This window comes from Methylocaldum marinum (genome assembly GCF_003584645.1).
GTDB classification, from domain to species: domain Bacteria; phylum Pseudomonadota; class Gammaproteobacteria; order Methylococcales; family Methylococcaceae; genus Methylocaldum; species Methylocaldum marinum.
The window spans coordinates 5,315,159-5,334,268 of the sequence record NZ_AP017928.1 but is presented as its reverse complement, the minus strand read 5'-3'; the positions used below and the strand labels follow the sequence as shown (position 1 = coordinate 5,334,268).

The following is a 19,110-nucleotide window of genomic DNA, read 5'->3' as shown; positions in this document are numbered from 1 at the left end:
CATATGCCATGCACAACCCCCATAACTTTTCGATGAGTGGCGATTTAAAAGATTTGCTTGGCAAACTTGCATGTCATCCGGCTCCGCATCATCTGACCCGATTACGGCAATTGATCGAATACAATACGGAACGCGCTGAAAACGAACCGCAAGCATTTTTGGACATGCAGTTCCTCAACGCTATCTATGACAGATTCATGCCTCGTGACGAGAAGCGTGAGCATCTTTATCTTAAACGCTTCGAAATTCCGCAAATCGTGCTTTTTGATCTCCTTATCAACCAGTTTCCGCTGGTCAGCATGAGTCATGGAATCGTTAACGATGCCATCAAGCATGTCATCGCCGAAGCTCCGCATGCTGTGCTGATCGATATCGGCATAGGCCGCGGCATTCAAGCGGCTAAACTGATTCAGTCCATTTCGGATGCTACTCGCTTGAAAACCTTGACCGTAATCGGTGTTGAGCCATTTCAGGAGGCCTTGACCCATGCCGGAGAAATGGTTGCCAAAGCGGCAGAGCAAGCGCCATTCAAAGTCATTTTCATTCCGGTAAATTGCCTGGTTGAAAAGTTGATGCCGGAGCAATTGCTTTCAGCCTTGCCCGATGAATTCGATAAACTCGTCGTTAATGCTTCACTGATCGCCCACCATATCCCCAGCACGGCAGAACGGATCGCATTTTTTGATATGGTTCGTCAAATGCAGCCCGATGCCCTCCTCTTGACCGAACCGGACAGTAACCACATGGAGAGCGATTGGCGTCAGAGGGTAGAGAATGCCTATACGCATTATGGGAATATATTCAGCATTATCGACCAACTCGCTATCGGTGATTTCAGAAGAAATGGGCTGAAGGCGTTTTTTGCCAGGGAAATCCAGGATGTGGTTTCTCACTCCGATGACCAGCGCTTTGAACGTCATGAACGTACCTCCCGCTGGCTTGAGTATCTTGCCAAGACCGGCTTTCGCATTGGCAGGCAATTCAGTATAGGTGAAACCTGGAAGGCGAAGGAAATTAGCTGTCGGCAGGAATCTCCGGGTCTTCTAGCCATGAGGCACAAAGGTATTAACATGATATCCATCGTGCATGCATTCGTTTAGGGCACCGCGATTAGCATCGGGGTCGGGCTTTTGTTATTACCTTTGGATTTCGCTTGTACGACGTGGTTATGTTTTTTTGAAACGGAAGCCTGATCCGATCCCTCCCACACTGAGCCAATCCCTCCACAGCGCCCTTGCCCGAAGTCAGAGGTCAAACCGTTCACGTCAAGAAATAAAAGCCTGAACCTTTCATTCACGTTCCTTCATATCGCCATGACGGAACCACCATAGTCCGGATGGCGTTCCGAGGCATCCGGAATGGTCGGCGCATCGAGTCTCCCGGATACCGTTGGGTTTCCTCGGGGCTACTTGCTGACCAAGTCAGAGCAAGGTATGTTCGCCGGGATCAACCCGCGCGACGCCAACCCGGGAGCAGCACAGCAAGCGGCGCTGAGTTGCCCGGTCCCGAAAGCGGACGGATTTGAGTCTTGCCTTTCGTTACCGAGCGGGTGCGCCCCGGAATCGTCTTCATGCCCCCTCCATTTCAGTGGTCGTTAAGAGGGGCTGGATTTGCTGCGCCATTATCCGGAAAGCGCGGCACCGTACGTGCCGGGTGAAACCCGCAACCTCGTTTTCACCTATGATTTTGATTCGGTGACGGCGATGCAGGCGTTCAAGGCGTCGTGGTGCCGAATAGAACCGGGTTCGATCAGCGGCAATGCGGCTGCAATCAGAATGTATTTCGTTGCCGTCCGGTCCTGATGAACGAAGCACCCTGTGTAATTTCATGCTGAGGCGGAGATGCTCAAGAAAATCATGAAGCAGACATTTCATCGTTTGGGTTACAACATCACCCGGCGCGATCCGTTGGAGGAAAGCATCCCCGCGGACTACAACCACTCACCGTTCCTGCCGCGTGTCTATCGTGGCGCGTTGCACCGGATGTTGTATTTCAAGGACATGGTGGAACGGGTGCGGGACGTGGAGGGGGACATCGTGGAGTGCGGCGTTTCCATTGGCCACGGTGCCTTGATGTTCCAACTGTTGAGCGAATACGTCGGGGTCGAGCGTACCTACCATGGCTTCGATTCCTTCGAGGGTTTTCCGGCCCCTGTGGACAAGGACGAAAAGACGCCGATCACGGGAAAGGGATTTTGGGCCAATCCGCCGGAAACCGTTCTCAGGGTTCTAAAGGATGGACGATTGCCGGAGGACGTCATCCAGAACCGAATACGGCTATATAAAGGCTGGTTCGACAATACGCTGCCGAATTACGAGGGGAAGATCGCGCTGCTGCACCTGGATTGCGATCTTTACGAATCCTACAAATTGGCCTTGGAGACGCTATACAGCAAAGTCACTCCCGGCGGCGTCGTCATGTTCGATGAATATGGGGATAACCGCTGGCCCGGCGCGACCAAAGCTATCGACGAATTCTTTCGGGACAAGTCCGAGAAGCCGCAGTCCCATGCAAAGTGCACTTGGAAATATTTTGTGGTGAGGCCATAGCCGAAGACAAGGTTCCAAGTCGCGTGTCTGGTAGAGTGCGGGTCAGGCGTGCATCGTACGGAAACAGCAAAATTGCGTGCTTTCGTTATCGGGCGGGATGATTGGCTCGGTCGCGAAGACGCTTTCCTCCGTATCGTTCGCGCGGATGAAGAGGCGGCCTGCCACCAGCACGGCCATTGTTCCATACTGGAAAAAACGCTGTCCGCAGCATTTTTGGTTCCGATGTATGGACTAACTTGGCAAGAGGCCGCTTACGACGCTGGGTTTCGAGCCGCTCCGTTCTCGGTTTGCAAAGCCCATGTGGACATCCATTTCAGTTACTGAGCGTAAAGAAAGTAAAGTCCTATTCGAATCGCCACGCTGTCCCGCTTCGCTTGCGAGTCCGGGGCAGCCCCAGCCCATCCCTGGCCTGCCCGCTCGTCGCGTTGCGCCTCGCGCTGCCGGTTTGTCCCGGAGGGAGAGGGAGTTCTTGTGGCTTTACTTTCTTGACCATTGGTATGTCCTTTAGTCCAGGATGTCACGTTCCGGATACCGTTTATCTCAGAAGAGGCAAGTCCTCGGATCTCGTTTGAAGGACGCGCTTTCGGCTATCCGGCGTGCAGGACTTCGGTATGGACAAGGAGGATCGAGACATGACTGCGTTCGGCTTTCGCAGATTTCCTCGTAGACTTTTGCCGCTTTTCACTGCGTTGTTCGGTTTGACGGCCGAGTCCGCCGAGGCGACCACCCTCACGGTGGGTGCGATCGACGCCAACGGCGTGGCTTGCACCTTGGCCGATGCCATCGTCGCGGCGGATAACAACACGTATACGGGAGGCTGCCCGGCGGGTTCCAAGGATGAGACCGACATCATTGAACTCACCGGCGATGTTATCCTCACGGAAGCCTTGCCCGAGGTGAGGAGCTACTGCAGCCCCGAGCCCGATCCTTGTGCCGAGAGTGTTCAAACCTATATCACGATCAATGGCCACGGTCATTCGATCGCACGCTCGCGCCGTCCGGACACCCCGGAATTCGACCTGCTGACGCTTTTTTCGCTTTGTGCCGAAGGCGTCTATATGCCTCCGCCGATCGTCAAACTGAACGAGGTCGAACTGAAAAATGGCGACACCGGCATTGTATTGGAGGCTGCGACCCTCGGCATCGAGTGTCCGCCGGAGCTTGAATTGGTGAATAGCCGTATTACCGACAATAGCGGCGATGGCATATCGGCACGCTTTGCCTCGCTGCGGCTCACGAGCAGCGTAATCAAGAACAATGGCGGTCATGGCATCCGAGGATATGCAAGCGACATTTATCTGACGGACAGCACCGTCGCGCGAAATGCGGATCGCGGTGTCTCGGCTCATGGCGGCCTCCCATTTTATGAGAGACGAGGGGTGCTATCCGTGACCCGCAGCACCCTCGCCGGCAATACCGGCGGCGGCATCGAGCTTGCCGTTCTTCACGCCACGCTCGTGAACAGTACCGTGTCCGGAAACGGAAATCGCAAGACTAAAGGAGGCGGGATTCACGTGATACCCAGCGATAGCAGTGATGAACTACCGGGAACCGAATTTACGCTCATCAACGCCACCGTTTCCCATAACGTCGCTGAGCTCGGTGGCGGCGTATACCGCGAGAGCGGAGAGCACTGGATCTATATCGACACAAGCGCCATGATCAATTCGATTCTTGCCGATAACATCGGCAGCGACTGCGTGAGCGCCACCGGCACCACGCGTATTACATTCAGCGGGCAAAATCTGATCGAGGACGGCGGTTGTTTCGACCCGAGCTACTCGAATCCCCCGCTGATCGGCGATCCCAGGCTCGGTCCCCTCGGGGACAATGGCGGGCCGACGCTGACCCATGCGCTTCGAAGAGGCAGCATAGCGCTGGATCGGATTGCCTTCATTCGCGACCTGAATGGCAATCCTCTGGGCTGCGAAGGTACGACCGACGGTGTTACCGCCGGAGTCGTGACCGATCAGCGCGGCGTCAGCCGGGCGGAGCCCGGTGACGACTTTTGCGACATCGGTGCTTTCGAACACGCTGTTCCGTCCAGAAGGCACGAATGCCAAAGCGGCGGCTATAAGAAATTCGGCTTCGATAGCCTCGAGCAATGTCTCCGGTACCTGGTCCACCGGAGGACGCCGTCGCGGTAAAGCGAACTCGCGAGGCAACTCTCACATTTAATTGGTCGCTTAAACGGTCTTTATACGAAGTGAAATCGCGCCTCTTGAAGACGAGGCAGAATTTGAAATTTCCAGCATGGAGACGGTATAGCCTTGTGAGCTAACTCTTTTGGGAACCGGCATTGCACCGGATTTCGTTCCTCAGTCCGGCCTCCGCCGGATATCGAATTGTGCAATTGCCGAAACGAGAACAAGGTCCGACAGTCTGTCCGTAGACTGCCGGGCGGAGTTTCGATAGTTACTGCTTTGTATCCGAACAGTGCATCGCGCAGGCCTGATCCTGATCATCCGTAGGAAGACTCTTGCAATGTGCTGCACAGTCATGTCCTTCGGCCACACCGGACGAACAGTGGGTCATGCACATTTTGGCGTTTGTATCGCCGTGCTTCGCACAATGCGCGGCGCAAAAGTGGGGCTCTGCCGCTACTTGAAAGCTAACAAGCCCCAAAGACGCTACCAATGCAATTAGCTTGAACAATTTGGTGTTTTTCATCATATCTCCCTCATCGAATTGTTACTGAATGTCCAGGAAAGCACGCCTAAACTCCGCCGTCTAAAACCATAGGTCCTGTGTGGACCAACTCCCCCTATGGAGCCATGGAAAAGATCGCTTCCCTGCTGCGTAGAATACACGGGTTTTCAATTTTGTAAATCAAAATTGTGTCATTTGACACAGCATAATGCGGCATATCACACACCCAAGCTTTTTTGAACGGATACCATGTCACTCGCTGCCGGTTCTGTGCCTTCAATGGGGTTGCCTGCGCCTGTCGTCAGATAAGAGCCTCCATCGAAGAACCGGAGGCTCGACCTTGAAGCAGCTATCGATCCGTGGCATGAAACAATTGCCCGGGCTTATTCAGCCGGTGTCCACACCATGTCAAAGATCGGCGCGCATTCACGCGCCTGGTTTGGGGCGGTACGCCAAGCCATGCGGTGATCTGAGACTGAATGAAACGACTTCAATCTCGGAATGTCGCCTGATCCATTGGACATATTGTGTTTCTAAACAAATGCTGTAGTGTTTTGCCCTGAAGCAGACACGCATCTGCACCGTCAGTTTTTGCCTCCGATTGCGGGCAGTATATTTATTGCACTCCGACGGATATTTATTCCTCCGGCATAGCGCCCGGCAAAGATACCGAATGAAGAAAATCAGCCTCATGAACCCCGACGCCGAGCCCCGCTTCCTGCTATTTCACCTGCAACCCCTCAGCGCCCGATTGCTTTTTTTGTGCCACGAAACCGGTAGCGTCCTGTGTCCTCGGCCACTCCCGTTTCTGTCCAGCCCAATCGAGGACGAGGCTGCGCAGGCCGGAAGAATCGATCTCATAGAGCAGCTGAACCTCGGCATGCGACTCAATGCCGAGTTGGGCTTCGAACCAGGAATGCTCGTGGTGGAACGGGAGTTTCTGCGGCGCGCGGAAATTCCGCGGGCAATGGTCAACCTCCATCTGGCGCGCTTCACCACCCTTGATGCACCGCACTCGGAAGTGCGGGACAAGGGCGGACAATTCTACTCGATCAGTGAACTACATGGCCGCCACCCGACGGAGATGTCGATGCTACGCTGGGCTTATGAATTCCTGCTGGGCAGCTGAGGCGGCACGCTTCCTTAGTTTTCTCCCACGGAATATCCGCGGCAGAACGCTTTGACGCAAGAATGGGGCTCATAAGCCCTTGTGTCGGCACTCAAAAGCGAGGGTACAACGGCACTGCCGTGCCGCCAGGAAAGCGGGCTTTTCCCTTTCACAATCACCCTGTTCCGCTGTCCGGCAAGTGCACTCCTAGTTAGAGTCTATCTCAGTATGCCGTTCGCCCTGGGCACGTTGGCAGGATCAGGACAGGCCTGTCGAAAGGTGTTTGGAACCTACTGGGAATAGGCTTTTATCCCACGACGGCCAGCAACTTCCGGTAAATTTCCGGATCCACGTTTCCGCCGCTGATGACACAACACACCGACCGCCCGCGGAACCGTTCCGGCTCGGTCAGGAGGGCGGCTACGCCCAAGGCGCCGGTGGGTTCAGCCTTGAGGTTGGCCAGTTCGAACAACAGCCTGACTCCTTCGGCGATCATGGCTTCCGGCACCTCGACAATGCCGGAAAGCCCTGTGTGCAAAATTTCCCAGTTATGCCGGCCCAGGCTTACGGTGCGTGCGCCGTCGGCAAGCGTTTGCGGTTCGGATGGGTTGGCGACGATCCGGCCGGCTTTCAGGGAGCGCGCGGCATCGTTGCCCAGCAACGGTTCCGCGCCAATGACGGGCGTCGCGCTTCCGGCCCGACGCAGTCCCGTGACGAGCCCGGCCGTGAGACCGCCGCCGCCGACAGGGGCGATGACGACTTCGAAGTTGCTGTGTAATGCGGCGATCTCCTCCCCCAGGCTGGCATTGCCTTCGATGACCCACGGATCGTCATAGGCGCTGGCGATATAGGCGTCGGGATGCTCGGCAGCAAGTTCCGCCACGCGCTCGGCCCGGCTTTTCACGGCGATGTCCACCTCCTCGACGATACCGCCGTATTCCCGCACAGCGTCCACTTTGACTCGCGCCGAAGTCTTTGGCATGACCACCCGGCAGGATTTTCCAAGCAGCCGGCAGGCATAGGCCAAGGCCTGTCCGAAATTGCCCGACGACGCGGTAATGATGTGCCGTTGCGGCACTTTCGAGGCCAGGTGGTAGGCGGCACGAAACTTAAAGCTGCCCGTGCGCTGGAAGGTTTCGCTGACTAAGGTAAGGGTTGCCCCGAGTCTTCGCGAGAGACGCGGAGCTTCGATGATGGCCGCAGGACGCAGAACTTCATTCAAGGGTGTCGGCATGGCGGATACACGTTTTGTTTGGCACTTCGAATGTATGGACTGAATAGCCTGTTCGCAGCCCGGTTCATATTGACTGCGGACGGGCTGAATCGGCAAGCGGCGGAGCCGCGCCAGCCCGGGTCCAGGTCGAATGGCGGACAGCCGGGGCATGTCGGTATCACGCGGGCGTGGACGGAAACGCCCGATGCGGCGCGGGAGATAAGCCCCTTGGGCACGTGTGGCTGCGGTCTGTCGTTGGCGGATCAACCGGGGAGGCTGGGCGAGCGGCGGCAGCAGATCGAGATTCCCGAACCCAAGGCCGAGGTGATCGAATACCGGCAGCGGATTGTGACCTGCGCGTGCGGGTGCGTGCATCGGGGCGTGTTTCCGTTCGGCGTCACGCCACATGTGAGCTACGGCCCGCGTCTGAAAGCCTACGCGGTGGCTCTGGTGGATGGGCACTTTGTGGCCTTGGGGCGGACCGCGGAGATCCTCGCCGATCAGTATGGGGTGCGACCGTCCGACGGCACGATCCAGAACTGGGTCGGGCAGGCGGCGGGGATCCTGCCCAAATTCATGGGGTATGCGGTCCATGATCCTTGGGCGCCCTATTTCCACTTCACGCAGGTGACCCATAGCCTGTGTAGCGCTCACCTGTTGCGGGAGTTGCGCTATTTCGAGGAAGCGCCCCGTGGACACCGCTGGCCGGTGCGGCTCCGGGAAATCTTGGTGGACGGCAAGAAGGCGGTAGAGGCGGCCCGCGCTGAAGGGCGGAGCGCGGTGGATACAGCAACGCGTGATCGTCTCCTGGCCGACTATGACCGGTGGGTTACGCTCGGCTTGTCTATCTTCCCCGAGCGGCCCAAGGCGCCGGGGCAGAAAGGCGGGCCAAAATAGGAACCCGCCACCCACCTGACCAGTCCGTTGGGATCGGTGAAATTCACCGGATTGTTGCCGACGTAGGCATAGCGGTTGAGCCCGCTCCTATCAACGCAAAATATTCGCTACGATGTCAGTGATTTCGGTTGGATCGTCGAGTGCGGAAATCGCTTCATACAGCGCTTCATGCAACTCAGATAGATTTTCAGACAAGGCAAATGCTACAGCGGAAGCAGCCCGTGCTTTCGAAAAGAACCCTAATGCCACATTGTGCGAGGTTTCATTTGCATCGTCCTCTAAAGCGAAGTATTGATTATCAAAATCTGCTGAAAGCGCTTCCATCTTTAACCGCAACGTATGGCTTATAGGATTCTCGCTCAGAAGAAAATCGATAGCGGTCTTAACATCTGCGTCATCAAGTCCAACTCGTGATACAGCGACGGCGCAAGCGACGGCAACAGCTCGTCGCTGCTTAGCTGGATCTGCTTTTCCAAATGACCCTGCTAATTCGGGACTAATAGTATTTAGGCGGGTTGTCATCATGGAACTTTAAGCGGCGTAACTGGTTTCGCTCCGGCGGCCTCAATAGCGGCAGCGCATGCCGGGCAAATTGGTCTCGTAGCTCCAACTTCTAATAAGTTGAGGCCGTTCTCCTGAGCGTAGTTCACTATGTTTGCTTCTGCATGTCCACTGCCACGAACAAGGGTTTCGCCTGGATTTAGCGTTACGCCTGGCCGGAGGTATCCTCGTGGCTCACTGGTTCCAATGAGTACTTGCGTCGCGCCGCTAGCATCCTCGGCCAGACCGACTCCCATCGTAATTCGACTCTGCTGAGCTGCCGGAATTGCGTTGCGAAGCTCCGCTGCTCTGGCTGCTGTGTTTGTGATCGTCTCCGTCCGTATCAATGCAGCCGTTGCGCTCAATCCCCGAGTCGTGCCCAGGAGGGCGGCGCCTGCCACTTGACCGTAAGGACCGAGGGAACCCAATCCCGAGGTCGCCAGGGTGTTGATTTCCCCGGAGTAACGATCGAGAGGCGCAGTCGCGGCACCCAGGAGATTCAGGCCGCTGTTGGCCACTGAATTGACCAGGTTGGCCGCGCCATTGACCGTCAGCGAGGCGGCCCCTAGATCGAGGTTGGCTTGCGGGATCGGACCGGGCACGTAATAGCCTGTGGAGCTGCCATAGTAACTGCCTACGTTCGTATCCAGCCACGTCCCCACCTGCCGCGCCAGCAGCCCATCGGCATCGGTGAAGTTGATGGGATTGTTGCCCACATAGGCCGATTGCGTCGCCATTTTTTGCGAAACCTTTTGGGACCTCCAAGTCACCAAAAGGAGCAAAAAATTGGCGACGAGTTATTGCCTTCGGCGCCCCGGCCGTCCCCGCTCGTCTGGTCCGGACCCAACAAGGGGTCCGGACACCGCTCGCAGATGACTCGACGCCCGGTCGCGATGCCTTGTGTGAGACCTCCGACCGCCGCTATCGCGTCGACCTTCGGTCTCACACCCGGCGCTCGGGCTTCCGGGGACTACTCGACTCGCTCGCTCACTCGCTCCATGTCTCGCAGCGATAGCGGTTGAGCCCATCCAGGTAGCCGATCGGATCGCGAGCGGTGAAGCGGCCGACGCTCGGATCGTAATAGCGCGCCCGGTAGTAGATCAGCCCCGTGGCATCGGGCTCCCAGCCGGTGTAGCCGTACTGGGGCACGGTGCCGCTGCCGGCGAGTTTCGTACCGAAGGCGTCGAACCGCTGGGTGCCGGTGACGGTTGCACTGGCGTTGGTCAGGGCGAGGACCGAGCCGAGGCCGTCCGGATGGTAGTAGGCGGCCGCGGCGCTCGGGCTCCCCACAGGGCCGGTGAGGCGGGCCAAAGGCGTATCGAGACCGGCCTGAACATAGAGCGCGGTGGGCGTGGTCCAATTGCCGGCCGGATATTCGCCATAGAGATTCAGGCCGTCGTAGAGATAGTTCGTGGTGACGCCGCCCTCGGTCTTCCGGATGCGCCTTCCTTGGTCATCGTAGCGGAAGCTCGCGCTGGTGCTGCCGCTGATCTGGCCCAGCCGGTCGAAGCTGGTCCAGGCGTACTGGGTGACGCTGGTGCCGGCACAGGTTTGGTCATTGGGCCGGGTGACGCCGCTCCCCTTGCAGGCTTGGCTGAGCTGGCCATTGGCATCGTACAGATAGGCTTCGAGCAGGGTGCCGGTGAGGCTGCCGTTTCGGACCTCGGTCAGCTGCTGGGCGGGGTCGTACTGGTAGGCTGTGGTCTGGCTGACCGGGTTGCCGAGCTGTTGTTGCACCCGGTTGCCGAAGATGTCATAGGCATAAGTTTGCTTCTGGCTCGCGGTGCCGTTGTCGACCTGAGTGAGCCGGTCGAGCGGATCGTATTGGTAGGTATAGGTCAGGGTCGGCAGGCCCGAGACCGTCTCCTGGAGGGTCTTCCGCCGGCCGAGGCCGTCGTAGGTGTAGGCGCTCTGGACGAGGGTCGCCACCCCGTTTTTGTGACTGATGCGGCTTAAGCTGTCGTCGGCGTTCCAGGCGAGGGTCTCGGTGACGCCGTTCGGGTAGCGCAGCTCGGTCAGCCGGCCGCCGGCGTCGTAGGCGAGGCCGAAGGTGTCAAAGTTGGGCGCCCAGAGGCCGATCAGGCGGCCGACGGGATCATAGAGGGTGTGGGTGGCTCCGCCGTCGCTGTCGGTCAGACTGTCCAAGAGGCCGCCGGGACTCCAGGCGTAGCTCAAGGTCTTGACCCCGCGGCTGTCGGTTAGCTGATCGAGCCGATGCGCGGCGTCATAGGTATAGTCGTAGGCGACTTCCAGCTGGCTCGGCACCGCGCTCCAGGTTTCGGCGCGGATGACCTGCCCCAGGGGGTTCCGGGTGTAGAGGACCTGGCGTCCGTCTTCCGCCGTCGCCGACAGGAGCTGATGGCCGGTAGCCCAGACGTAGGTCACGGTATGACCGTTGGGCGTCTGCCGGGTGAGGACGTTGCCGTGAAGGTCGTAGGTGTAGGCGGTGGTGTGGCCTTTGGCGTCGGTTTCGGTCAAGCGCCGGCCGAAGTCGTCGACGGTGTAGGTCGCCTGGGTGGTCACCGTGTCCGAGGCGGAGGCGCCGGTCTCCGGGTCGATGCTGCTGCCGCCGTTCGCGGCGGTCTGCCCGGCCTTGATTTCCTTGAGATGGCTTAAATTGTCGTAGACCCAGCGGGTGACGGGGCGGATGGTCTGGCCGAAGGTGGCGGAATTGGGGTCCGAGTCGGTATACGCCGGACCCGCTTCGCGGACGAGGCGGCCCAGGGCATCGTAGGTCCTTAAGGTATCGCGGGCGGTTTCGCCCGAACCGGCCGCGGGCTGCTCGGTGAGTCGGATCACCCGGCCCAGGGCGTCGTAGTCGAACTGGGTGATCCTCCCGGCGGTGAAGCTGCCGACCTTCGGCCGGGTCACCTGTTTCAGGCGGCCGTCCCCGGCCGCGTTCCAGTAGGTGTAAGTGGTCGCGTGGCCGTTGGGGTCGGTGACCGTTTTCACCCGCCCGGCGGCATCCAGCGTGCGGCGGACCGCATGTTCGGCCTTGTCGTAGGCGCGCACCCAACGGCCCACGGGGTCGTAGTCGAAGCTTAAGCTGTAGGCATCGGGGTCGGTCACCTGCGTGAGGTGCCCGGCCGCATCGTACCGGTACAAGGTGGCGTAGCCGCCGGCATCGAGGGTTTGCGCGAGGCGCCCTGCGTCGTCGTAGACCTGGGTGGCGGAATCCCAGAGCCGGGTCTTTCCAGCCTGGGTGAGTTTCAGCTCGGCATCGATGAGCCGGCCATCGCCGTCGTGGCGGTACGTTCGAAGCTGCCCGATCGCATCGGTGCCTTGGATGACCCGGCCGTCGGCATCGTAGGCAACCTGGACCGGGTGCCAGTCGGCGTCGATCCCTTGGGTTGGTCTACCCAGCCCATCGAACGCCAGGCTCGCAGTATCGGCCGGGTCCGAACCGTTGATCAGGCCGTCGCCGGTCTTGTCGCCCAGCCGGCTGAGCTGGGTCGGATAGAGGGTTTGGGCGTCGTAGCTCGTCGTGAGGGTGGGACCGACCCCGCCGGCGAAGCTCCCTAAGCTGGCGCCGGTAAAGTCGCGGAGGGCCTTGGTCTGGGTCGGCTGGCCGAAGTTCCCGTCGTCCGCGTATTTCGTCCAACTCGCGATGGCGGAGGCCGGGGGCGTGACGCCGGCCGTCGGCACCTGGCCGGTCTTGAGGCGCACCGCGTCGGTGAGATTGCCCTTGGCGTCGTATTTGAGGAGCGTCCAATTCCCTTGGGCGTCCTTGATCCGCTGCGGCGCATGATAGGCGGTAAAGTCGGCGTACTCGGTGGTGGCGCCCGAAGGCTGGGTGATCCGGGTGACGTTGCCGACGCCGTCGTACTGGTAGTGCGTGGTCAGCCCGGCCGGATCGGTCTCCGAGAGGCGGTTGAAGGGGTTCGCCGCATCGTAAGCGTAGGTGTAGGCCGCGCCGGTTTCGTCGACGATCCGGACCGGGTTGCCGTTGGCATCGAAGGTATGCCGCCGCTCGTAGCCGCGCTCGTTGACCGTCACCGTCTCGCGGCGGAAATCCTGGTAACGGAAGGTGGTGGTTTCCGGCAGCAGGGTGCCGTGCTTGTGGCGCTGATGGCGGAACACCCGCCCGTCCAGGTAATAGGCAAAGCGCATCCCTTCGCCTTCCGGCAGGGTATACGTCTTCAGGGCATGAGCGAGATTCTGGCCGTCGGCGGCGGTGTAGTAGGCGTAGGTCACGGCACCGTGCTGCCCCGCTACGCCCAAGGGGCTCTGGTAGCTCGTCAGATGGCCGTTGCCGTCGTAGCCGTACCGGTGGGTGGCGAGCACGCTGCCGCCCGCGGCTTTCACCGTCACCTGGCTGATGCGCCCTGAGGTGTAGGTGAACGCCAGCGACCGCCCCGGGCCGTCGCTGACCATGCACAAGACATCCTGATTAGCGAGAAAGTTCAGCACAGGCTCACGTGGTGAGCGAGTATAGGCTTTAGACTATGGACATCGATCACAAGAGAGGTGTCCCATGTCAATGAACCAAGTGCAATTTCAAAAGGGATTGTCGTTGGCCGAGTTTCTGACCCAATACGGCACCGAAGCACAGTGCGAAGCGGCCTTACAAGCTCTGCGTTGGCCGGACGGTTTCCGTTGCCCAGCCTGTGGCGAGGCACGGCATACGGTATTCAAACGAAATGAGCGAACCTACTGGCAATGCGGACACTGCCGAAAGCAAACGACGTTAACCGCCGGGACGCTCTTCGAAGCGACCAAGCTGCCGCTCACCACCTGGTTTCTGGCGATGTATCTCCTAACCCAGGCCAAGAACAATGTCTCAGCCTTGGAGTTGATGCGTCATCTCGGAGTGTGTTATCGCACCGCCTGGCTGATAAAGCACAAGTTGATCCAGGTGATGGCGGAGCGAGAGGCGGATCGGCAATTGAGCGGGCGGGTCGAGATCGATGATGCTTACCTGGGCGGTGAGCGCTCGGGGAAACGGGGACGAGGGTCGGAAAACAAAGTCGCCTTCGTGGTGGCGGTGCAAACCACGGATGACGGACGTCCGTTATTTGTGCGTATCGATCCCCTGCCGTTCACCCAGCAGGCGATTGCGGAGTGGGCTCAACGCGCCTTAGCTCCGTCGACTTATGCACTCACCGATGGTTTGAGCGGGTTTCGGAGCTTGCAGCACGTCGTCGCTCGCCACGAATGCCTGATTCTGGGCTCTGGGCGGCAGTCGGCACAACATCCTGAGTTTCGTTGGGTTAACACGTTGTTGAGTAACCTGAAGACCGCGATTTCCGGTACCTATCACGCGTTCAAATTCGAGAAATACGCCAAGCGGTATCTGGCCGAGTTCCAATACCGTTTCAATCGGCGTTTCGATCTCAAAACGCTGCTTCGCCGGCTAGCGCACGCTGCCGTATTCACTCCACCTCGCCCCGAGTGGCAACTTCGCTTAGCTGAAGTTCATCGCTAATCAGGCAAGACATTGCCGCAGCCGGTGTTGTAGGAAAGGGTCAGGGTGTTGAGATTGTGGTCCTTGATCGTCAAGAGCCGCGCCACCTGTCCGGCGGTGGTTCCGGCGTTGCTCTCGAAGCCGTAACGGAGGCCGTTCTTCTCGGTCAGACTCCACGACCCATCGGCCTCGCGCTTCAGAACCGAATACACCCCCGGCGCGGCCTGGAAGACGCTGCCCGCCGGCACGCTGCTGCCCGGAAGCCTGAAGAACCGCTCCGCCCCGGTGCCGTCCACCCAGCCGACCCTGACATACCCGCCCTCGGCGCCGTAGAAGTTCAGCTTATGGTTGAAGCTGTGGGTCCAGCCGAACCCCAAGGGGCCATCCTTGGGTCCCGGGCTGTTGTAGGCGCGTTCGAACACCAAGGGCAAGCCGCGGCCCGCCACGGACACATCCCGCTCGGTGTGGTACAGATTGCCGGTGGCGAGGTTGACCGGATCGCCGCCCCAGCTCATGACCGCGTTCCAGCCGTTGGCGAGGGTGGTCGAGTTGACCGGCCAGGCGCTCGGGACCACGCTGGGAATGAACGAATCGCGCGGATAGGAGACCGGCACCGGGCTCGTGTTGACCAGGGAGTAACTGCCGGCCACGATCGCTCCAATGTCCGGCAGGCCAAGAGTCAGGCTGAGCAGGAAAACAAGGGCGAGGCGGGAGAAGAACAGCATGAAGGAAGAGCTCGGGGAGTAGCCGCATTCGGCAGACTGCGCATGGCATCCCATCCCACCGGCTCTTGGCTCGCCCATTCCTGGCTTCCGCGAACTGCCTTCCGTGTCCTATGATCGTCCCAAATCCACGATGTCACGCATACGCAACCGCAGTGCCCGTGACCATACGGCGCAATACGCGATAGAGGCGCTATTTCGCCCTACGCGGGCTTCAGCGAAGGGACGGTTCGAACGATGGCCGTTCGCTTGGAAAGTCCTTGGGGAAAATCGAGGATCGAGCTTTCTTCGTAAGCAAGCGCACCAGCAACTCAGACAGAGTCCACGAGTATTCTTCCCATTCCGGCTCGCGACTATCGTTGATAGCTACTCTCCACTGGTTAGGGCTTCCTTCGGTTATCCAATACAGTACGTCTCCGTTGTCTGTTAGTGCGAACGGCAGCAGCCCATGAGGCTCGGGAAAGAGTGAATACGGAACTACCTCGGTGCGTCCCGAACGGAGTTCCCTCAATGCATCCAGCTGAAGGTCGACCTGAGTAAACAAATTCAGGTGCGGATTCCGCGACGCCGGGTTAAAGGTGAACAGAAAGTTGTCGATCCGGCCACTCCCGTAACAATCAACGAACCATCGAAAATCCGCTGGCACTCCGCCAAATTTCTGCTCCACCAAGCGCCAGTCGTCGTTCGATGGCACATCAACGGGACTCTGAGGCGGAAGCAGGATGCGCAAAAGTTCTTCCCGTGATGAAGTCATAGTTCATCGTCCCGGTGGATTGAGGATTGTCACGTCCAAGTTAAAGCCGCCCGACCCAGAAGCACACATCGTAATCCCGCAAGGAATTGGATTATTCCCTTGGTACACAGGCGTCACCTGAAGATTTACGTTCTGCCCTCCCTCTACAGCCGCACGTACCTGATTCTCAAATCCTCTCATCACTGGCGAATTGGCGGGCGTCTGCTGAATTGTGACCAAGTTCCTCACGTCATCGCCCGAACCTCCTAGTTGAGCGCCCAACAGGTGGCCACGTGCCATGCCCGAATCTGTCACGTAGCCTGGAGGGAGGATGGTTGGATTTGCTTTAGTACCCGTTCCAATCATGTCAGGGGTAATCGTTGCGGAGACGCCTGTCGGACGGTTTAGCGTATCCAAGTTGCCATATTTTATGGCACCGACAATGTTATCAACCTTATTCACCCCCCGCACCACGCCGGCGATTTCGGACACGCCGGGGATGAGGCCGAGTGCGCGCTCCCAGCCGGAGAGCTCCTGGCCGCCAAACAGGGTTTTGCCGGTGGCGGCGCCGTAAACGTCCGCGTAGATTCCTACCGGCGTGAAGCCGACACCGACGTCTGCGGCCGTGCCGCCGTAGTCGTTGACAATGCCTTTTGCTTGGGTGTCCCACCACATTTCCACCCGCCGCATCAACAGCCCGTTGGGATCGGTGAAATTGATGGGATTGTTCCCGACATAGGCATACCGGTTGAGCCCATCGAGGTAGCCCACGGGATCGCGGGCGGTGAACCGGCCTATGCTCGGATCGTAATACCGCGCCCGGTAGTAAACGAGCCCGGTCGCGTCCGGCTCCCGCCCCGTGTAGCCGTAGGTGGGCACGGTGCCGGTCCCGGCCAGCTTTTGGCCGAAGGCGTCGAACCGCTGGGTGGCGGTGATGCTGCCGGTCGCGTTGGTGAGGGCCAGGAGCGAGCCGAGCCCGTCCGGGTGGTAGTGCTTAATTACGTAAATTAACGATAGTATTTTTGAGTTGACTGCCGTGCACTTCGCGTTTGCGCCATTTGAATGGGCGTGGATTTTGGGAATAGTTGGCAATGAACGCTTCAATAGCGTTCCTTAACTCAGCGATGCTGGAGAAACTGGCCCCGCGCAAGGCTTTCCGACTCAGGATACCGAACCAGATTTCCACTTGGTTCAACCAGCTGGCCGAGGTTGGCGTAAAGTGAAAATGAACCCTGGGATTCTTGGCCAACCAGTCCTCGTTGCGCTTGTGCGTGCAATAGTTGTCCAAAATCACATGTAATTCCTGGTCCGCCGGGGTCTCGGCGACGACTTGGTCCATGAAGGCCAAGAAATCCTCGCGGGTTTTCGTGGCGGTAGTTGCGCTGTGAACGTGCCCGGTGGCTACTTGCAGCGCCGCAAATAAGTTGAGTGTGCCATGGCGCTTGTAGGTACTTTTGAAGCCCCGGACGATTTTTCCGCTGTCGGTCTCCACGTAACCGCTCGCCCGCTCCAACGCCTGAATGCTCGGTTTCTCGTCCACGCAAATTACGAGCGCGTTGGTCGGTGGCGCCAAATAGAGCCCGACAATATCGGCGGCTTTGGCCACGAACTCCGGATCGGTGCTAACGCACCAGGAACGTTGCCGTTGCAGGCAAATCCCCTCCTGCCGCAAAACCCGCCATACCGCGTGTGGCGAAACGCCCAAGCGCCGGGCCACGGCACCACCATCCCAGACCGCCTGTCCAGGGGGTGGCGATTCTTCCAAAACGCCCAGAATTTGCTCGCGCAAATCGGGCGGCAACTGCCGAGGCGCGCCGGGCCGTGGCCGATCTTCCAGCCCCGCCAGTCCTCCCGCGGCAAAGCGATCGCGCCACTTGATGACGGTGTTGGGACGGGTGTTGAGTGCCCGCGCCAATTCCATGACACCTCGTCCGTCCAGGCACCCCAAGATAATGCGTGCCCGAAACACGTTTCTGTGCAATTCCGTTTGGCTGCTCCTCCGCTGTTCCAGAATCCTTCGGGTCTTCTCATCACATGTCAGTTGCTGCATCTGAGTCATATCACCAAGATGCAGCATATCGGTGTTTAATGCAAGTAAGCAGTAGTAATGGACCGTGGCGCTCGGACTGCCGACGCTGCCGGTGAGGCGGGCCAGCGGATGATCGAGGCCGGCGTGCACGTACAGCGCGGTGGGCGTGGTCCAGCCGGTGGCCGCGTATTCGCCGTAAAGGTTTTGCCCATCGTACAGGTAGTTCGTGGCGACGCCGCCCTCGGTTTTCTGGATCCGCCGGCCCTGGTCGTCGTAGCGGAAGCTGGCGGAGTTGGCGCCGCTGATCTGGCCCAGCCGGTCGAAGCTGTCGAAGGCGTACTGGGTGACGCTGGCGCCCGAACAGCTGGTGTCGTTCGGCCGGGTGACGGTGCCGCCCGTACACTTTTGCGTGAGCTGTCCGTTCTGATCGTACAGATAGGCTTCGAGCAGCGTCCCGGTAAGGCTGCCGTTTCGCACTTCGGTCAGCTGGTGGGCCGCATCCTGCTTGTACGCCAACGTCTGGGTCACCGGGTTGCCGAGCTGTTGTTGCACCCGGTTGCCGAAAGTATCGTAGGCGTAGCTCTGCTTCTGGCTCGCGGTGCCGTTGTCGACCTGAGTGAGCCGGTCGAGCGGATCGTATTGGTAGGTATAGGTCAGGGTCGGCAGGCCCGAGACGGTTTCGGTGAGGGTCTTCCGCCGGCCGAGGCCGTCGTAGGTGTAGGTCGACTGAGCCAGCGTCGTCGCCCCGCTCTTGTGGCTGAGCCGCTGCAGGCTGTCGTCGGCGTTCCAGGCGAGGGTCTCGGTGACGCCGTTCGGGTAGCGCAGCTCGGTCAACCGGCCGCCGGCGTCGTAGGCGAGGCCGAAGGTGTCGAAGTGGGGCGCCCAAAGGCCGTTAACCGGCCCACGGGTCAGGGTGATAATGGATTGGGTGAATTGTTAAAGAGCCAAACGGAACCGGGCGAGGCTCTCGAGCAATGCGGTTCGTCCCTCACCGCATCCTACGCGGGCTGCCCCCACCTTTCGTGCCCCCCTCCTTCAACCCCGCGCACCACGAATACCCTAACGGGCACGCGAGGAATCAACGCGCGCCGTAATCCGCCGTATACCCAGCAATCCAAACGGCGGGTTAAGCGAGTACGCTAACCCGCCCTTGTATTATGAATTCCGTGTGGTTCGGAAGGGGTTGGAGAAGACTCCCGACCGGTCACCCCAGGCCTGGAGGGCGCTCCAGGTTTGAGCGACTGGATGCCGTTCCCGCCCTTGGGA

The 19,110-nt window shown here is 59.3% G+C and carries 16 protein-coding genes; 7 read left to right on the top strand and 9 right to left on the bottom strand.

The annotated features are described in order from the left end of the window. The first annotated feature begins 32 nt into the window (after positions 1-32). From sS8_RS23780 to sS8_RS23770, 3 genes are all read left to right on the top strand, one after another. Positions 33-1,100 (top strand): GRAS family protein, encoded by a 1,068-nt coding sequence (locus sS8_RS23780; RefSeq protein ID WP_170161233.1) that lies wholly within the window; start codon positions 33-35, stop codon positions 1,098-1,100. 510 nt (positions 1,101-1,610) lie between these two features. Continuing rightward, a complete protein-coding gene (locus sS8_RS23775) occupies positions 1,611-1,802 on the top strand; it encodes a hypothetical protein (protein ID WP_119631948.1) in 192 nt (63 codons plus the stop codon). Positions 1,803-1,841: 39 nt separating this feature from the next. Next, positions 1,842-2,549 carry a TylF/MycF/NovP-related O-methyltransferase gene (locus tag sS8_RS23770; protein ID WP_119631947.1) on the top strand — a complete coding sequence of 236 codons (708 nt, stop codon included), beginning with the start codon at positions 1,842-1,844 and terminating at the stop codon, positions 2,547-2,549. Positions 2,550-2,591: 42 nt separating this feature from the next. Here sS8_RS23770 and sS8_RS29660 read toward each other — a convergent pair whose 3' ends face one another. Further along, the gene (locus sS8_RS29660) at positions 2,592-2,726 is read right to left on the bottom strand and encodes a hypothetical protein (RefSeq protein ID WP_269461477.1); all 135 of its coding nucleotides are present in this window, start codon (positions 2,724-2,726) and stop codon (positions 2,592-2,594) included. 455 nt (positions 2,727-3,181) lie between these two features. Between sS8_RS29660 and sS8_RS23765 the strand changes: the two genes are divergently transcribed. Next, positions 3,182-4,696, top strand: coding sequence for a right-handed parallel beta-helix repeat-containing protein (locus sS8_RS23765; RefSeq protein ID WP_170161231.1), 1,515 nt, complete (start codon positions 3,182-3,184; stop codon positions 4,694-4,696). Between the two features lie 1,175 nt (positions 4,697-5,871). Beyond that, a complete protein-coding gene (locus tag sS8_RS23760) occupies positions 5,872-6,327 on the top strand; it encodes a hypothetical protein (RefSeq protein ID WP_119631945.1) in 456 nt (151 codons plus the stop codon). A 286-nt stretch (positions 6,328-6,613) separates the two neighbouring features. Here the strand turns inward: sS8_RS23760 and sS8_RS28350 are convergent, their stop codons facing one another. Next, a complete protein-coding gene (locus sS8_RS28350; RefSeq protein ID WP_170161230.1) occupies positions 6,614-7,540 on the bottom strand; it encodes a threonine ammonia-lyase in 927 nt (308 codons plus the stop codon). Positions 7,541-7,570: 30 nt separating this feature from the next. Between sS8_RS28350 and sS8_RS23745 the strand changes: the two genes are divergently transcribed. Beyond that, complete coding sequence (locus sS8_RS23745; RefSeq protein WP_119632981.1) at positions 7,571-8,416, top strand: IS66 family transposase; 846 nt, start codon at positions 7,571-7,573, stop codon at positions 8,414-8,416. Positions 8,417-8,506: 90 nt separating this feature from the next. Here sS8_RS23745 and sS8_RS27810 read toward each other — a convergent pair whose 3' ends face one another. From sS8_RS27810 to sS8_RS23730, 3 genes are all read right to left on the bottom strand, one after another. After that, on the bottom strand, positions 8,507-8,941 hold the full coding sequence (locus sS8_RS27810) for a hypothetical protein (RefSeq protein ID WP_145986662.1): 435 nt from the start codon (positions 8,939-8,941) through the stop codon (positions 8,507-8,509). Further along, positions 8,938-9,693 (bottom strand): hypothetical protein, encoded by a 756-nt coding sequence (locus sS8_RS23735; protein WP_145986661.1) that lies wholly within the window; start codon positions 9,691-9,693, stop codon positions 8,938-8,940. The genes sS8_RS27810 and sS8_RS23735 overlap by 4 nt, the downstream gene beginning before the upstream one ends. 250 nt (positions 9,694-9,943) lie before the next feature. Continuing rightward, the gene (locus sS8_RS23730; RefSeq protein ID WP_232020412.1) at positions 9,944-13,366 is read right to left on the bottom strand and encodes an RHS repeat domain-containing protein; all 3,423 of its coding nucleotides are present in this window, start codon (positions 13,364-13,366) and stop codon (positions 9,944-9,946) included. Positions 13,367-13,430: 64 nt separating this feature from the next. Between sS8_RS23730 and sS8_RS23725 the strand changes: the two genes are divergently transcribed. Continuing rightward, positions 13,431-14,381, top strand: a complete 951-nt coding sequence (locus sS8_RS23725; protein ID WP_119630980.1) for an IS1595 family transposase — start codon at positions 13,431-13,433, stop codon at positions 14,379-14,381. On the opposite strand, the gene sS8_RS23720 is transcribed toward sS8_RS23725, so the two are convergent. The 4 genes from sS8_RS23720 to sS8_RS23705 all read right to left on the bottom strand — a co-directional run bounded on the left by sS8_RS23720 (position 14,378) and on the right by sS8_RS23705 (position 17,874). Beyond that, a complete protein-coding gene (locus sS8_RS23720) occupies positions 14,378-15,163 on the bottom strand; it encodes a DUF6531 domain-containing protein (RefSeq protein ID WP_232020411.1) in 786 nt (261 codons plus the stop codon). The genes sS8_RS23725 and sS8_RS23720 overlap by 4 nt on opposite strands. Before the next feature lie 133 nt (positions 15,164-15,296). Beyond that, the gene (locus tag sS8_RS23715; RefSeq protein ID WP_170161229.1) at positions 15,297-15,812 is read right to left on the bottom strand and encodes an SMI1/KNR4 family protein; all 516 of its coding nucleotides are present in this window, start codon (positions 15,810-15,812) and stop codon (positions 15,297-15,299) included. A gap of 27 nt (positions 15,813-15,839) precedes the next feature. After that, on the bottom strand, positions 15,840-16,919 hold the full coding sequence (locus tag sS8_RS23710) for an RHS repeat-associated core domain-containing protein (RefSeq protein WP_119631938.1): 1,080 nt from the start codon (positions 16,917-16,919) through the stop codon (positions 15,840-15,842). Continuing rightward, positions 16,810-17,874 carry an IS630 family transposase gene (locus tag sS8_RS23705; RefSeq protein ID WP_119629349.1) on the bottom strand — a complete coding sequence of 355 codons (1,065 nt, stop codon included), beginning with the start codon at positions 17,872-17,874 and terminating at the stop codon, positions 16,810-16,812. Before sS8_RS23705 ends, sS8_RS23710 begins: the two co-directional genes overlap by 110 nt. Between the last annotated feature and the right edge of the window lie 1,236 nt (positions 17,875-19,110).

Coding starts and splice junctions, on each gene's coding strand:
- sS8_RS29660 (WP_269461477.1), bottom strand. CDS start 2,726: ATGGCCGTGCTGGTGGCAGGCCGCCTCTTCATCCGCGCGAACGATACG.
- sS8_RS23705 (WP_119629349.1), bottom strand. CDS start 17,874: ATGACTCAGATGCAGCAACTGACATGTGATGAGAAGACCCGAAGGATT.
- sS8_RS23770 (WP_119631947.1), top strand. CDS start 1,842: ATGCTCAAGAAAATCATGAAGCAGACATTTCATCGTTTGGGTTACAAC.
- sS8_RS23765 (WP_170161231.1), top strand. CDS start 3,182: ATGACTGCGTTCGGCTTTCGCAGATTTCCTCGTAGACTTTTGCCGCTT.
- sS8_RS23760 (WP_119631945.1), top strand. CDS start 5,872: ATGAAGAAAATCAGCCTCATGAACCCCGACGCCGAGCCCCGCTTCCTG.
- sS8_RS23735 (WP_145986661.1), bottom strand. CDS start 9,693: ATGGCGACGCAATCGGCCTATGTGGGCAACAATCCCATCAACTTCACC.
- sS8_RS23720 (WP_232020411.1), bottom strand. CDS start 15,163: ATGGGCGAGCCAAGAGCCGGTGGGATGGGATGCCATGCGCAGTCTGCC.
- sS8_RS23780 (WP_170161233.1), top strand. CDS start 33: ATGAGTGGCGATTTAAAAGATTTGCTTGGCAAACTTGCATGTCATCCG.
- sS8_RS28350 (WP_170161230.1), bottom strand. CDS start 7,540: ATGCCGACACCCTTGAATGAAGTTCTGCGTCCTGCGGCCATCATCGAA.
- sS8_RS23725 (WP_119630980.1), top strand. CDS start 13,431: ATGTCAATGAACCAAGTGCAATTTCAAAAGGGATTGTCGTTGGCCGAG.
- sS8_RS23745 (WP_119632981.1), top strand. CDS start 7,571: ATGTATGGACTGAATAGCCTGTTCGCAGCCCGGTTCATATTGACTGCG.
- sS8_RS27810 (WP_145986662.1), bottom strand. CDS start 8,941: ATGATGACAACCCGCCTAAATACTATTAGTCCCGAATTAGCAGGGTCA.